The 14,495-nt window shown below is 71.0% G+C and carries 12 protein-coding genes; 8 read left to right on the top strand and 4 right to left on the bottom strand.

Annotated elements, in window-relative coordinates; genetic code table 11:
• The first annotated feature begins 12 nt into the window (after positions 1–12).
• Positions 13–630: a helix-turn-helix transcriptional regulator gene (locus tag P3T35_RS23775; RefSeq protein ID WP_101384092.1), complete on the top strand. Its 618-nt coding sequence runs from the start codon at positions 13–15 to the stop codon at positions 628–630.
• Here the strand turns inward: P3T35_RS23775 and P3T35_RS23770 are convergent.
• Positions 554–3,409: a BTAD domain-containing putative transcriptional regulator gene (locus P3T35_RS23770; protein WP_101384093.1), complete on the bottom strand. Its 2,856-nt coding sequence runs from the start codon at positions 3,407–3,409 to the stop codon at positions 554–556. The genes P3T35_RS23775 and P3T35_RS23770 overlap by 77 nt on opposite strands.
• Before the next feature lie 637 nt (positions 3,410–4,046).
• Between P3T35_RS23770 and P3T35_RS23765 the strand changes: the two genes are divergently transcribed.
• The 6 genes from P3T35_RS23765 (at position 4,047) to P3T35_RS23740 (ending at position 10,218) form a co-directional block, all read left to right on the top strand.
• A complete protein-coding gene (locus P3T35_RS23765; RefSeq protein ID WP_101384094.1) occupies positions 4,047–4,808 on the top strand; it encodes a DeoR/GlpR family DNA-binding transcription regulator in 762 nt (253 codons plus the stop codon).
• Between the two features lie 141 nt (positions 4,809–4,949).
• Entirely contained in the window at positions 4,950–6,314 is a 1,365-nt protein-coding gene (locus P3T35_RS23760) for a sugar ABC transporter substrate-binding protein (protein ID WP_101384095.1), read from the top strand.
• A 170-nt stretch (positions 6,315–6,484) separates the two neighbouring features.
• Positions 6,485–7,321: a sugar ABC transporter permease gene (locus P3T35_RS23755; protein WP_101385518.1), complete on the top strand. Its 837-nt coding sequence runs from the start codon at positions 6,485–6,487 to the stop codon at positions 7,319–7,321.
• Positions 7,318–8,187: a carbohydrate ABC transporter permease gene (locus P3T35_RS23750; RefSeq protein WP_180356777.1), complete on the top strand. Its 870-nt coding sequence runs from the start codon at positions 7,318–7,320 to the stop codon at positions 8,185–8,187. Before P3T35_RS23755 ends, P3T35_RS23750 begins: the two co-directional genes overlap by 4 nt.
• Positions 8,188–8,230: 43 nt before the next feature.
• A complete protein-coding gene (locus tag P3T35_RS23745; protein ID WP_101384096.1) occupies positions 8,231–9,220 on the top strand; it encodes a zinc-dependent alcohol dehydrogenase family protein in 990 nt (329 codons plus the stop codon).
• Positions 9,217–10,218, top strand: coding sequence for a carbohydrate kinase (locus P3T35_RS23740; RefSeq protein ID WP_101384097.1), 1,002 nt, complete (start codon positions 9,217–9,219; stop codon positions 10,216–10,218). The genes P3T35_RS23745 and P3T35_RS23740 overlap by 4 nt, the downstream gene beginning before the upstream one ends.
• 162 nt (positions 10,219–10,380) lie before the next feature.
• Here the strand turns inward: P3T35_RS23740 and P3T35_RS23735 are convergent, their stop codons facing one another.
• Positions 10,381–11,571, bottom strand: coding sequence for an FAD-dependent oxidoreductase (locus P3T35_RS23735; protein WP_101384098.1), 1,191 nt, complete (start codon positions 11,569–11,571; stop codon positions 10,381–10,383).
• The gene (locus P3T35_RS23730) at positions 11,568–11,888 is read right to left on the bottom strand and encodes a bifunctional 3-phenylpropionate/cinnamic acid dioxygenase ferredoxin subunit (protein ID WP_101384099.1); all 321 of its coding nucleotides are present in this window, start codon (positions 11,886–11,888) and stop codon (positions 11,568–11,570) included. Before P3T35_RS23730 ends, P3T35_RS23735 begins: the two co-directional genes overlap by 4 nt.
• 132 nt (positions 11,889–12,020) lie before the next feature.
• On the opposite strand from P3T35_RS23730, the gene P3T35_RS23725 reads away from it, so the two are divergent.
• Positions 12,021–12,797: an IclR family transcriptional regulator gene (locus P3T35_RS23725; protein WP_180356778.1), complete on the top strand. Its 777-nt coding sequence runs from the start codon at positions 12,021–12,023 to the stop codon at positions 12,795–12,797.
• 50 nt (positions 12,798–12,847) lie between these two features.
• Here P3T35_RS23725 and P3T35_RS23720 read toward each other — a convergent pair whose 3' ends face one another.
• Positions 12,848–14,416, bottom strand: coding sequence for an amino acid permease (locus P3T35_RS23720; protein ID WP_101384100.1), 1,569 nt, complete (start codon positions 14,414–14,416; stop codon positions 12,848–12,850).
• Between the last annotated feature and the right edge of the window lie 79 nt (positions 14,417–14,495).

Here is a 14,495-nt window from a genome sequence, read left to right as displayed (position 1 = left end):
CACGCTGAGCGTATGACAGTTGCCGCCGCGTCCGTGCCGATCAGTCCCACCTGCGCCGGTCCCACCTGCGTGCGGATCGCCATCACGAGCCCGGACATCCTGGCCCAGATCCGGCAGGTGTTCGCCAGCAAGAACCTGGCCGTGGAGATTGTGCGCATGCCCTACGTCGAAGTCGCCGTCAGACCGGCGGCCGGTGCGGTGGGTGCGGCCGTCACGGACCGGCCGGCCGCTCGCCGGCTGTGCGCGGAGTACCGGCTGAGCGTGGTCGAGGTCGGTGGCCGGCCGGCGGCCGAGCCCCCTGTCCCGCACAGCCGGCCGCACCTGGCCGCAGTGCCGGACACCGACGCCGACACCCCGGTAGCGGTCCTGTCGCAGCGTCAGCACGAGGTGATGGCCCTGGTGTCCCGCGGTGTGCGCAACGCCGAGATCGCCGCGCGACTGCACGTCAGCGAGAAGACCGTGAAGAACCACATCAACCGGATCTTCCGGTCGCTCGGGGCGGGCAGCCGGGTCGAGGCGGTGCTGATCTGGCAGCAGCACCAGCGCAGCGGCGCTATCCGGCGCGGCGCACCGAATCCTCCGCTGTCACCGGTGGGGAGTCGGCATCCAGGGTACGGAGGAAATCCGTGACATCGGCGACCTCCCCGGCCTCCAACCCCCGCAGCCGCAGCAGCGCCCGGGTTGCCAGGCCGTGGGCCGCCTGCCGGGCCGATCCCGAGCGGTGCACCTTGGCGAGACCGAACAGGGCCAGGGCCTCGTGGTAGTGGTCGCCGCCGGTCTCGGACAGCGACAGCGCGTCCTGGAGGTACCGCACTGCCTTCTCGGCGTTGTGGAGCCCGTGTTCCGCCAGGCCCAGGTTGATCAGGATGTTGGCTTCGGCCAGCACGTTCCGGCAGCTTCTCGCCGCTGTGAGGCCAGGCCTCCCGTACCGCAACGACTCCTCGAACTCGCCCAGTTCGGCGTGCAGTTCGCAGAGGACGTCGAGGCATCCCGCCTGGTGGTACTCCAGCCCGACACGGTGCGCCAGGTCCAGAGCAGCTCTGGCGTGGGGCAGAGCGGCCGCGTAGTCCTTGGCCTGCCGAAGCGTGGCTGCCAGACTGCCGAGCAGACCGCTGCGCAGCACGTCGTCGCCGAGATCCTCCAACAGCCGCAGGCCATGCTGAAGATGGTGCAGCGCGGCACTGTGCTGCCCCAGTCGAGAGTGGGCCGTGCCCAGGTGGTTGAGCAGGACCGCCTTGGCTCGTCGGTTCTGGATCATTTCGGCGCTGCGCATCCCGATCAGGAGCGTGTGCACCCAGGTCCGGGCCTGCCCGGCCGCGCAGAAGTAGTCGAAGAGCAGGTACGCCAGCTGCCAGGCCTGCTCGTGACAGCCGATCCGCTGCGCCGTGCGCACCAGCGGAGCGAGGTTCTCCCACTCCTGCGCGCACCAGGCCACGAGTTCCTGCTGACCGTCGAAGCGCGACGGCTCGTGGCGGACCTCGGCCTCATGGGCTGACGGAAGCTCGACCTGGGTGTCCTTGCGGTCCTGCGTCAGGGTCCTCACGTACCACCGGAGTACCCGCTCAAGCGCCGCTCGACGTGACGCGCTCGTCTCGCCGCTGCGGGACACCTCCTCGGCGTAGATGTGTGTCAGGTCGTGCATCCAGTAGCTGCTGCCGGCGGTCTCCACCAGATGCTGGGCAGCCAGGCTCCGCAGTGCTGCTGCCGCCGCCGACGGCGGGACGTCCAGCAGCGCGGCGGCCACCTCGACGCGGATGCTCACCCCCGGGAACAGCCCGAGCATGCGGAACGCGTGGGCCGCCGCGGCGTCGAGCCTGGCGTAGGACCAGGAGAGCACGCCGCGTACGGAGTACAGCTCGTCGTCCGGGATCTGCAGGCCATCGAGTCGGCGCCGCACATCCTCCAGGTCGGCGACCAGGTCGGCGATCCGCGACCGGGGGCCCGCGGTCACCTGCTCCGAGGCGATCCGTAACGCCAACGGCAGGTGGTCGCACAGGTCGGCGAGGTGCCGCGCCGCCGACGGTTCGGCGCCGACCCGAGCGCTCCCGATCGAGTCGCGGAGCAGTCTCAGCGATTCCTCGGCGGTGAACGGCGACAGGGTCACCCGGCGGGCCGAGTACCGGACCGCGAGGCCGCTGAGCCGGTTGCGGCTGGTCACGACGGTGAAGGAGGGGCCGCCGCCCGGCAGCAGGTCCTCTACCTGGTCGGCACAGGCGGCGTTGTCCAGCACGATGAGCATGCGCTTGTGCTGCACGATGCTGCGCCACAGCGCGACCCGCTCCTCCTGGTCTGCCGGGATCTTCCCCGGGTTCAGCGAGGTGAGCAGGTGGTGCAGCGCGTCCACGGCCGAACTCGCCGGGTGCTTGGGGTCGAAGCCGCGAAGGTTCACGTACAACTGGCCGTCGGGGTATTCGGCGGCCAGCAGCCGGCCGCAGTGCACGGCCAGCGCGGTCTTGCCGACGCCGCCGACCCCGACGAGCATCACGATCTGCGGGCACCCGGCCTCGTCGACCCCGCCCTCACCCGACGCGGTGCGCGCCGCGGCCAGCACCTGCTGGACCGAAGCGACCCGACCCACGAAGCCACCGACGCCGCGAGGAAGCTGCGCCGGCCGGACCGGAGCGGTGGTGGCCGGCTCCCTCGAGGAGGTGTGCGGCCCGGCGTTGTCGGTCAGGATCGATGAGTACAGGGCCTGCAGCTCGGGCGAGGGATCGATCCCCAGATCCTCGGTCAGCAGCTTGCGCAGGTCGTGGTACTGCGCGAGCGCATCGGCCGTCCGGCCGCTGCGGCGCAGCGCCGTCATCAGCAGGGCGCGCAACCGTTCGTGGTAGGGGTTGTCCGGCAGGTGGCCCCTCAACTGGTCGGCCACCGTGGTCGGTTGTTTCAGCTCCAGGAGAAGCTCGGCACGCTCCAGCAGCAGGCGCAGCCGCAGGTCCGACACCCATGTGCGGTGCTCGGCGGCGAACGGACCCGGCAGGCCGCTGAGCGCGGAGCCCGGGCGCCAGCGGACCAGTGCCTCGTCGAGGGCGGTGACCGCAGCGACCGGGTCCTGCTGGGCCCGGCTGCTCCGAGCCCGTGTTGCCAGCCGCTCGACAGCTCTGATATCCAGCTGCCCGGGGTCGAGTTGGAGCGTGTAGCCCGATCCCGAGCTGGTCAGCGGCTCGCCCAGACCGGCCAGGGCCCGGCGAAGGCCGGACACGTAGGTGTGGAGGTTGCCGGCGGCGGTGGTCGGCGGCGACTCGCCCCAGACGCAGTCGATCAGATCGTCACGCGAGACGAAGCTGCCGGTCCTCAGCGCGAGAACGGCGAACACCGCGCGCTGCTTCGGTGAGCCGAGGAGAAGCTCTCGTCCTTCGGCATATGCGCGCAGTGGTCCGAGGGTCTCGACCCTCAGACAGCCGTTCTCCATGACGGTGTCTCCCTCGGAGGAAGCAGAGTCCTGACTCGGCGCGGCTGGAAAGGGCGTTGTCTCGCTCTGCGGAGCGTGTGGGTGCGCGTGGGTGCGTGTTGTTGCGAAAAGGGCAATGCGACGAGGCCAGAGGCGCACCGCTGTCGCGGGCGCTCAGGAGGCCTGGGGGCACGGGTCTGCCGACCGCTCCCGGATCCAGCTCCGCAGTGTCTCCGGGGTGATCCCGAGGTCCGAACTTAGGGTGGGCGATGCTTCGTCACCATTGGCACAGGACTGCGGCCCACCCGGACCATCGGGGTCCGAGTGTGCCGGTGGCCGACATCCGGGTCAAGCCCCGTGACCGTGTTCCATCAGGGCGCCCTGAGCAGGGCAGAACCCGGTAGTCCGGTAGCCATTCCCGGGCGGAGTGCCCGGGAATGGCGGTCATCGGGGCCGGAATCCGGGCAATCGGGAATCCGGGGCGGGCCACCGGGCCGTTGGAAGCCGCTGACCTGCTCTCATCTCCGTTGGCTGCGGGCACAATTCGGTCTTGTTCCGGTCGGCTGCGGAGCTGTCCGTGGTCTCGGCGGGGGGGTATAAATCTTCCACGGGCACATTCGGGCTTCCGATGTCCGAACGGGCGGAAGGAGAACCGGAGATGCGGGCAGCGGACCGGCAGCACCGGATCCTGGCCCTGGCCCGCCAGGAGGGGCGCGTCGAAGTCACCGCCGCGGCCGCCGATTTCAAGGTCGCGGTGGAGACCATCCGGCGCGATCTGAGCGACTTGGAGCGCCGGGGGCTGATCCGTCGTACCCACGGCGGCGCCTATCCGGTGGAGAGCGCCGGCTTCGAGACCGACCTGGCTCAACGCGTCACCCGGCATGTGGAGGCGAAGCGCCGGATCGCGGCCGAAGCCGTCAAGCTCGTGGGCGAGGCGGAGAGCATCTTCATCGACGAGGGCTACACCCCGCAGCTCCTCGCCGCGCTGCTGCCGGCCGACCGTCCGCTGACCGTGGTGACGGCGTCGCTGTCGACCGCCGCGGCCGTGGCCGACTCGGCCAACATGACCGTCCTGCTGCTGGGCGGCCGGGTCCGCGGCCGGACCATGGCCACCGTGGGCTCCTGGGCCTGCGCGATGCTCTCGGGTTTCGTCATCGACCTGGCGTTCCTGGGAGCGAACGGGATCTCCCGCGACCTCGGCCTGACCACTCCCGATCCCGTGGTGGCCGACGTCAAGACCAAGGCCCTCGAGGTGTCCCGCAGACGGGTCTTCATGGGTCACCACAGCAAGTTCGGAGCCAGCAGCTTCTGCCGCTTCGCGGAGGTCGGCGACTTCGAGACGATCGTCACCGACACCGAACTGTCCAGTGCGGAAGCCCATCGCTACGCGCTACTTGGACCGCACGTCATTCGGGCCTGAGGCACCAGGCCCGAGAAAGAACCGCGCTTCGTGGCGCGACCGCCGGCGTCTCCGCAGGACGCGACGGCCGCCGCCTCGGTCGCACGTGCCCCGAACCGGTCCCACCCGACCGGGTTCGCCGAGAGTGAGGAAACACGCATCATGACGAACAGACAGGCAGTCCTGCGCCGGGCCGTGCCGCTGGGCGCGGCGGTCCTGTGTGCCGCCACCCTCGCGGGGTGCAGCGGCGCCGGAGGCGCCGGCGGCGGCTCGCAGGCGCACTCCATCAACGTGGTGATGGTGAACAACCCGCAGATGGCGGATCTGCAGAAGCTGACCGCGGCCAACTTCACCAAGACCACCGGCATCACGGTCAACTTCACCGTGCTGCCGGAGAACGACGCCCGCGACAAGTTCACCCAGGACTTCTCCAGCCAGTCCGGCCAGTACGACATCGCGACCATCAGCAACTACGAGGTCCCGTTCTACGCCAAGAACGGCTGGCTGGCCTCGCTCAGCGGGCACGCGGCCGGCGACACCGGGTTCCAGCAGAGCGACATCCTGCCCCCCATCCAGCAGGCGCTGACCTACAACGGCCAGATCTACGCCGAGCCGTTCTACGGCGAGTCGTCGTTCCTGATGTACCGCAAGGACGTCTTCGCGGCCAAGGGCCTGAGCATGCCCGCCAACCCGACCTGGCAGCAGGTCGCCGACCTGGCGGCCGCTGCCGACGGGGCGCAGCCGGGGATGAAGGGCATCTGCCTGCGCGGGCAGCCGGGTTGGGGCGAGGTGATCGCGCCGCTGACCACGGTGGTCAACACCATGGGCGGCACCTGGTTCGACCAGAACTGGCAGGCCCAGCTGACCTCCCCGGCCTTCACCACCGCGACGAACTTCTACGTCAACCTGGTGCGGGCGCACGGTGAGGCGGGCGCGCCGCAGTCCGGGTTCACCGAGTGCCTCAACGACCTGGAGCAGGGCAAGGTCGCCATGTGGTACGACGCGACCTCGGCGGCCGGCTCGCTGGAGGCCTCGGACTCGCCGGTGGCCGGGAAGGTCGGGTACGCGCCCGCGCCGGTCGACCAGACGAAGAGTTCGGGCTGGCTCTACACCTGGGCCTGGGGCGTGCAGAAGGCCAGCAAGCACCAGGACGACGCCTGGAAGTTCATCTCCTGGGCCTCCGGCCAGGGGTACGAGCAACTGGTCGGCCAGACCCTCGGCTGGCCCCGCGTCCCGGCCGGCAAGCGCACCTCGACGTACAGCAACCCGAGCTACGTAGCCTCCGCATCGGCGTTCGCCCAGGCCACCGAGACCGCGCTGACCAGCGTCGACCCGCAGAACCCGGGCGTGGCGCCCCGGCCGGCGCCGGGCATCCAGTTCGTCGGCATCCCGGAGTTCACCGATCTGGGCACCCAGGTCTCGCAGCAGATCAGCGACGCGATCGCGGGCCAGATCAGCGTGGACCAGGCGCTGAAGAACAGTCAGGCGCTCGCTGCCAAGGTCGGCGCCAAGTACGCGGGGCACTGACACCACCCCCGCGCACCCACCCGAGCGGAGACACGCACGTGAGCACTACCTCGATCACCGGACGCCCCAGCAGGGTGTCACGGTCCGCCGAACCCGGCGCGCGCCGGGCGGCGGGCCGGCCGCGGGGCGCCTGGTCCCGCCGGGCGCCGCTGCTGCCGGCGCTGGTATTCATGATCGTCGTCACCCAACTGCCCTTCGTGGGAACCCTGGTGATCTCGTTCATGCGCTGGAACGCGCTGGACCCCGGCAACCGCGGGTTCGGCGGCCTGTCCAACTACACCGCGGCGTTCGAGGATCCGACGCTGCGCTCGTCCATCGAGACCACGGCCCTGCTGACCGCCGCCGTGGTGCTGGTGAGCCTGCTGCTGGGGCTGGTGCTGGCGCTGCTGCTGGACCGCCGCTTCCGGGGCCGCGGCATCGTGCGCACCATGCTGATCACGCCCTTCCTGGTGGTGCCCGCGGCCTCCGCGCTGCTCTGGAAGCACGCGATCTACAACGCCTCGTACGGCCTGCTGAACGGCACGCTGACCTGGCTCTGGAGCCTGTTCGGCAGCTCCCACGCGCCGCAGCCGGACTGGCTGTCGACCACTCCGCTGCTCGCGGTGGAGGCCTCGCTGATCTGGCAGTGGACGCCGTTCATGATGCTGATCCTGCTGGCCGGACTGCAGAGCCGGCCGATGGACGTCGTCGAGGCGGCCCGGGTGGACGGGGCGAGCACCTGGCAGGTGTTCCGCTACCTCACCTTCCCGCACCTGCGGCGGTATCTGGAGCTCGCCTCGCTGCTCGGCAGCATCTACGTGGTGCAGAACTTCGACGCGGTCTTCACGCTGACCTCCGGCGGTCTGGGCACCGCCAACCTGCCCTACGCCGTCTACCGGACCTTCTACCAGGGCCACGACTACGGTCAGGCGTCCGCCGAGGGCGTCCTCGTGGTCATCTGCACCATCCTCCTCGCGACCCTCGCGTTGAGGACCGTCTCGTCGCTGTTCCGGGAGGAGTCACTGTGACCGCCGCCACCACCCTGCCCGCCTCGCGCCGCCGCACCGCCTCGACCCGGCGCAACGGCGCCTTGCTCGGGCTGCTGGCCTGGCTCTGCGGGGTGCTCTTCTTCCTGCCGTTCGCCTGGATGGTGCTCACCTCGCTGCACAGCGAGTCGGCCGCGGCCACCAATCCGCCGAGCATCGGGGCCGGGCTCACCCTGCAGGGGTACCGGGAGTTCTTCGGTGCCGGCACCGGGGTCAGCCCGTGGCCGCCGCTGATCAACTCCCTGACGGCCAGCGTCGCCTCGACCCTGCTGGTGCTGCTGCTGTCGATCCCCGCCGCCTACGCGCTGTCGATCCGGCCGGTGCGCAAGTGGACCGACGTGATGTTCTTCTTCCTGTCCACCAAGATGCTGCCGGCCGTGGCGGGCCTGCTGCCCATCTACCTGATCGCCCAGAACGCCGGGATGCTGGACGACATCTGGCTGCTGGTCATCCTCTACACCTCGATGAACCTGCCGATCGCGGTGTGGATGATGCGCTCCTTCCTGGCCGAGGTGCCCAAGGAGATCCTGGAGGCCGCCTCGATCGACGGCGCGGGGCTGCTGACCGTCCTGGGGCGGATCGTGGCGCCCGTGGCCATGCCGGGCATCGCGGCCACCGCGCTGATCTCCTTCATCTTCAGCTGGAACGAGCTGCTGTTCGCCCGGGTGCTGACCGGCGTCGTCGCCGGCACCGCACCGGTCTTCCTCACCGGTTTCGTCACCAGCCAGGGCCTCTTCCTGGCGAAGGTGTGCGCAGCCGCCGTCTGCATCTCCGTGCCGGTGCTCGTCGCCGGTTTCGCCGCCCAGGACAAGCTCGTTCAGGGCCTTTCGCTTGGGGCAGTCAAATGAGCCGTCAAATGACCGGTCGTCAGATCTCGTTGGGGGAAGAGCAGTGAGGGCTGCCGTCATCAGCTCGCCCGGTGTGGTGAGCGTGGAGACCGTCGAGGATCCGGCACCAGGTCCGCGGGAGGTGGTGGTCAAGGTGGCGGCCTGCGGCCTGTGCGGCACCGATCTGCACATCCTGCAGGGCGAGTTCGCGCCCACCCTGCCCATCGTCCCGGGCCACGAGTTCGCCGGGGAGGTGGTCGCCGTGGGCACCGGGGTCGGTGAGCTGTCGATCGGCGACCAGGTCGCCGTCGACCCCTCGCTGCCCTGCCACGAGTGCCACTACTGCCGGATCGGGCGGAGCAACCTGTGTGAGCACTTCGCCGCGATCGGGGTCACCGTCCCGGGCGCGGCCGCCGAGTTCGCCCTCGCCCCGGTCGCCAACTGCGTGCGCCTGCCGGAGCACGTCCGCACCCAGGACGCCGCCCTCATCGAGCCGCTCTCCTGCGCGGTGCGCGGATACGACGTGCTGCGCAGCCGGTTGGCCGCCAGCGTGCTGATCTACGGCTCCGGCACCATGGGCCTGATGATGCTGGAGCTTGCCAAACGCACTGGGGCGGCCAGCGTGGACGTGGTCGACATCAACAGCGAACGGCTCACCGCCGCCCGCCTGCTGGGCTGCACCAACGCCGTCACCGCCGCCGACGAGATCGAGCGCCCGCGCGGCTGGGACGTGGTCATCGACGCCACCGGCAACGAGCGGGCCATCCAGGAGGCCCTGGGCCGGGTCGGCAAGGGCGGCACCTACCTGCAGTTCGGCGTCGCGGACTACGCCGCCCGCGCGACGATCGAGCCCTACCGCATCTACAACCAGGAGATCACCATCACCGGCTCGATGGCGGTCCTGCACAGCTACGAGCGCGCGGCGGACCTCTTCGCCACCGGGGTGCTGGACCCGCAGGTCTTCATCAGCGACCGGCTCCCGCTGGCCGACTACGCCGCCGCACTGCGGCAGTTCCAGTCCGGCAAGGGCCGCAAGATCGTCATCACGCCATGACCGCAGGCATCGGGCAGCCGGCCGCCGAGCCGTCGACCCTGGTCATCGGTGAGGCGCTCACCGACATCCTGGCCGGACCGGACGGCCGGCGAAGCGCCGTCCCCGGGGGCAGCCCCGCCAACGTGGCGCTCGGCCTGGCCCGGCTCGGCCACCCGGTGCGCCTGGCCACCCGGGTGGGCGGCGACGCGTACGGCCTGGCGCTGCGGCGCCACCTCGGCGAGAGCGGGGTGCTGCTCACCGACGGGTCGGTCGTGGACGCCGCGACGTCCACCGCCACTGCCGTCCTCGATGCCGACGGCGCGGCCGACTACCGCTTCGACGTCAGCTGGATCCTGCCGCCCGCGGCGACCGATCCGGCCGCCACCGGCCCGGTCGCCCACCTGCACACCGGATCGATCGCGGCGCTGCTCGCCCCCGGCGCCGCGCAGGTGCTCACGGCCGTGCGGGCGGCGCGGCCAGGAGCCACCGTCTCCTACGATCCGAACCTGCGGCCCGCGCTGCTGGGAACGGCGGCGCAGGAGCGGCCGCGGGTCGAGGAACTCGTCGCCCTCAGCGACGTGGCGAAGGCCAGCGAGGAGGACCTCGGCTGGCTCTACCCCGGGCACGACGCCGCCGCGGTGGCCGCGCGGTGGGCGCGGACCGGCCCCTCTCTCGTGGTGCTCACACTCGGGGCCGGCGGCGCGCGGGCCTTCTGGCGGCACGGCAGCCATCGGGTCCGGCCGACCCCGGTCGACGTGGTGGACACGGTCGGCGCGGGTGACGCCTTCATGGCCGGCCTGCTCGGCGGGCTACTGCGGGCCGGGCTGCTGGGCGGCGGCGCGGGGGAGCGGGTGTTCGCGCGGGACGAGCTGCGGGCCGCCACCGGAGCGGACCGGCTCCCCGCGAAGGTGGTCGACTCGCTCGCCCTGGCAGCCCGCACCGCGGCCCTCACCTGCACCCGCCCGGGTGCCGACCCGCCGACCCGCGCCGAGCTCCTGGACTGCTCGCCGACCGGGTAGGTTCGTCGGGTCACGGGTACACCAGGTGAGCGCGGGCGGGTTCGAGGTCACCGGCGATCTCACCAGCCGCGGGGTGACGCGACCCGTCGTGCTGGAGGTGAGCTATCTGGGCCAGTGGGACACGCCCTGGTGGGAGGGCGGCCAGAATCGGCACCCGCACCGTCAGGAGGCGGTCGTTGCGACGGCGGTGGGGAACGGGGTGAGCGTGCGGCGGAGCCGGTTGAAGATCTTGGGTTGGTTCACTGCGAGCACGGCGACGTCGTGCCCGTCCCGCCGGTAGACGGCCACGAAGGAGCGGCTGTCGAGATCGCCCTCGACGAGCTGCGGCGCGTCGCCGGGAGCGACGTGCCCGGCGAGCTGGATCCGGGCCTGGTACTGGTCGGACCAGAAGTACGGCGGCCGGGCCGGCGGGGCCGCCGGTGTGCGTGACAGCAGCGTGCGGGCTGCCGTCCTCGGCTGCTCGGTCGCGTTGGTCCAGTGCTCGATGCGTGCGTGCTGCCCGGTGAACGGGTTGGGGCAGTGGGCGACGTCGCCCACGGCGACCACGCCCGGAACGCTCGTTGCGCAACCGGCGTCGCACACCACCCCGTCGTCCACCAGCACGCCGGAACCGGCCAGCCAGTCGGTCGCCGGCCGGACCCCGACGCCGACCACGACGACGTCGGCGGGCAGCAGCCGCCCATCCGCGAGCCGCACGCCCGTGACGCGGCGCTCGCCGGTGAGGCTCGCGACGGCGATGCCGCAGAGCAGGCGAACCCCGTGGTCGGTGTGGAGCGAGGAGCAGACCAGTCCCATCTCGCGTCCCAGGGCCCGTTCGAGCGGTACCTCGGCGGCCTCGACGACGGTGACCTCCAGGCCGAGCGCGTGGGCGGTGGAGGCGACCTCGGCGCCGATGAAGCCCGCGCCGATGACCACGACGCGGGGCAGGCCGCTCAGGAGTGCCCCGCGCAGGGCCACGGCGTCGTCCAGGGTGCGCAGCGTGTGGACGCCGGCCAGGCCCTCGGTCCCCGGGATCGTACGGGGGACGGCGCCGGTCGCGACCACGACCGCGTCGGCGCGAAGCTCCCGGCCGTCGGCCAGGGCGAGGGTGCGGGTGGCGGGGTCCAGTCGTGCCGCCCGCCGGCCGAGCAGCCACCGCACGGCCAGGTCCGCGTACTCGTCCGGGCTGCCGAGCGCGAGCGCGTCGGCGTCCAGGTCGCCCCTGAGGAAGCCCTTGGACAGCGGCGGGCGGTCGTACGGCTGGTGGCGCTCCTCGCCGACGACGGTGATCGAGCCGTCGTAGCCCTCCTCGCGGAGTGCGCGGACCATGCTCAAGCCCGCCAGTGAGGCTCCGACGACGGCGATCGACTTCATGCCGGTTCGCCGAGCGTGACGTGGAGGAGGACGTGGCCGTCCTCCACGGTGACCCGGTGTGTCTGCAGCGGCTCCTTGGCCGGCAGGCAGGTCGGCCGACCGGTGCGAAGGTCGAACGAGGCCGCGTGGAGGGGGCATTCGACGAAGCAGCCCTCCAGCCAGCCGTCGGCGAGCGAGGCGTCCTGGTGGGTGCAGGTGTCGTCGACGGCGTAGACGACACCGTCGGCGTTGAAGAGGGCGACCGGTGCCGCTACACCGTCCGTCACCCGGAGCGCCTCGCCCGGGGGCAGGTCTTCGATCCGGCACACCGTGATCATGGGAACCTCCCGTGTATCGTATGACGCAACAAAGTTCGTCATTCGCAACATGGTTGCGACCCTCCCGGGCCTTGTCAAGAGGGCGCCCATGGCCCCCCTTGGACGGCCGCGCAGGGTGCATACTGTTGCGTTATGAGCAACAGTCAGACGGAGTCCCCGGTGCAGTCGGTAGACCGGGCGGTGACCATCCTGGAGATCCTGGCTCGCCGGGGAGAGACGGGCGTCACCGAGATCGCAACGGAGCTGGGGGTGCACAAGTCGACGGCGTTCCGGCTCGCCGCCGCCCTGGAGATGCGCGGACTCGTCGAGCAGTCGGGCGAGCGTGGCAAGTACCGCCTGGGCCTGGGCCTGATCCGGCTCGCCGGCGCCGCGACGGTCCGGATGGACCTGTCCCAGCAGAGCCGGCCGGTCTGCGAGCGGCTGGCCGTCGAGGTCGCGGAGACGATCAACCTGGCGATCCTGGACGGCGACGCGGCCGTCAACATCGACCAGGTCTTCGGCCCTTCGGCCCTCACCACGCACAACTGGATCGGTCAGCGGACGGCCCTGCACGCCACCTCCAGCGGGAAGGTGCTGCTGGCCCACCTGCCCGGCGAGGTGCTGAAGGCCAGGCTGGCCGCCCCGCTGGAGCGGTTCACGCCGCGCACGCTGACCGACTCCGATGCCCTGGTGGAGCAGTTGGAGCAGGTCCGTATGCAGGGCTTCGCCTTCTGTGTCGAGGAGTTGGAGCCGGGCCTGAACGCGGTCGCGGCGCCGGTCTTCGCGCAGAACGGTCAGGTGGTGGCCGCCATCAGCGCCTCGGGTCCCTCCTTCCGGCTGACCGAGGGCCGGATCCCGGAGGTGGCCGCCGCGGTGCGGTCCGCAGCTGAGCAGGTTTCGGCCCGGCTGGGGTACCTCCGCTTGGAGTGAGCCTGGCGCGGGAGCGGGGCGCCGGACGTCCCGGTGCCCCGCTCGGATGCTCAGGACTCGGTCGCCACCGCCTCGGCGAAGCCCTCGCCCGCGCTCCGCGGTGCGCCGCCCCGGCGGTAGCGCAGGTAGAGCAGGCCGCCGATCGCCGCGATCGCAGCGGTGAACACGATGGCGCCCCACTGGTAGTACCAGTGGTCGTTGCCGTAGACGGCGGCCCGCGGCCACGCCAGGTTGACGGTCATGGCCACGCCGTAGAGCACGGCCACGATGTTCACCACGAGCCCCCGGCGGCCCATGCTGAAGTACGGGCCGTGGTCCGCCCGGGGCCATTGGCCTCGCAGGCGCTGCAGCAGCATCGGGGCGGTGACCAGCAGGTAGGGGATGTAGAAGAGCAGGATGGCGACCGAGGTGAGGATGTAGAAGACCCGCTGGTTGCCGATGTTGACGAGCAGGAGGGCGATGGTCAGCACACCGGTGATGACGGCGGGCAGCACCGGGGTGCCGGACTTGGGGGAGACCTTGGCGATCGAGGTGCCGAAGGGAAGGCGTCCGTCGCGGGCCATCGAGAAGAGCAGTCGGATGGCGGCCGTCTGCACGGCGAGACAGCAGACCGTGATGGCGATCGCCGAGCAGACCAGGAAGACGTCTCCGAGGCCGGTGCCGAGCGCGCTCTTGATCAGGTAGGGCATGCCGAGCGTGCCGAGTTCCTGCGCCTTGATGTTCCCGACCGCCATCATGCCGACGAGCATGAGCAGTCCGCCCGCGAGGAAGGCGGCGGTGAGCGCGCGCAGGATGGCGCGGGGAGCGTGCCGGCGCGGCTCCTTGGTCTCCTCGGCCAGCGATCCGGCGGTGTCGAAGCCGTAGAAGACGTACGCGCTCATGATCGAGGCCACCAGGAAGGCTCCGAGGTAGCCCCAGGAGTGGCCGGCCCCGGTGCCATGGGTCTGCAGGACGACCTGCGGACCGCGCTTGATGTGCACGGCCAGCATGATGATGAGCAGGGTGACGGCGATCAGTTCGACCGCGACGCCGAAGTTGTTGATCTTCGCGATCAGCCGGACGCCGATGATGTTGACGATGGTCGTGAAGACGATCAGGCCCAGGGCGAGCAGGATCGCGTTCTTGGCACCGTTGGGCGTCGTGGTCTGCCCGGCGTCGTCGGCGCCGCCGACGATCTCGAAGGCCAGCGAGACCTGCGGCAGGATGATCTGGTAGGCGACCGCCACGGCGGCCGCGGTGACGACCGCCCCCACGGTCATGATCCAGCCGGACATCCATGAGACGGCCGGCCGCGCTATCTGCTTGGACCACTGGTAGACGGAGCCGGCCAGCGGGAACTGGCCCGCCATCTCGGCGAAGCAGAGGGCCACCGCCCCCTGGCCGATGAAGACCAGCGGCCAGGTCCAGATGAAGGCCGGGCCACCGGAGGCGAACCCGAAGCCGAAGAGTTGGAAGACGCCGGTCATGATCGAGATGTAGCTGAAGCCGGCGGCGAAGCTGGAGAAGGAGCCGAGAGAACGCTCCAGCTCCTGGCGGTAACCGAAGCGGGCGAGGTCCGCGGTGTCGTCGGTCGGCGAGGGAGCCGTGCTGGTCCCGCTGGTGGTTCCTGGATTGCTCAAGATCGCTCCAGAGGCATGCAGGCAGGGGTGTGGGGGAGGTGCGTGCTGCGAGGACCGGTGGACCCAGGGCGAAGTGATG

It is taken from the genome of Kitasatospora sp. GP30 (genome assembly GCF_029892145.1).
In the GTDB taxonomy this organism is placed as follows: Bacteria; Actinomycetota; Actinomycetes; order Streptomycetales; family Streptomycetaceae; genus Kitasatospora; species Kitasatospora acidiphila.
Note: the sequence above shows the minus strand (reverse complement) of the source record. Positions and strands in the feature narration are given on the sequence as shown.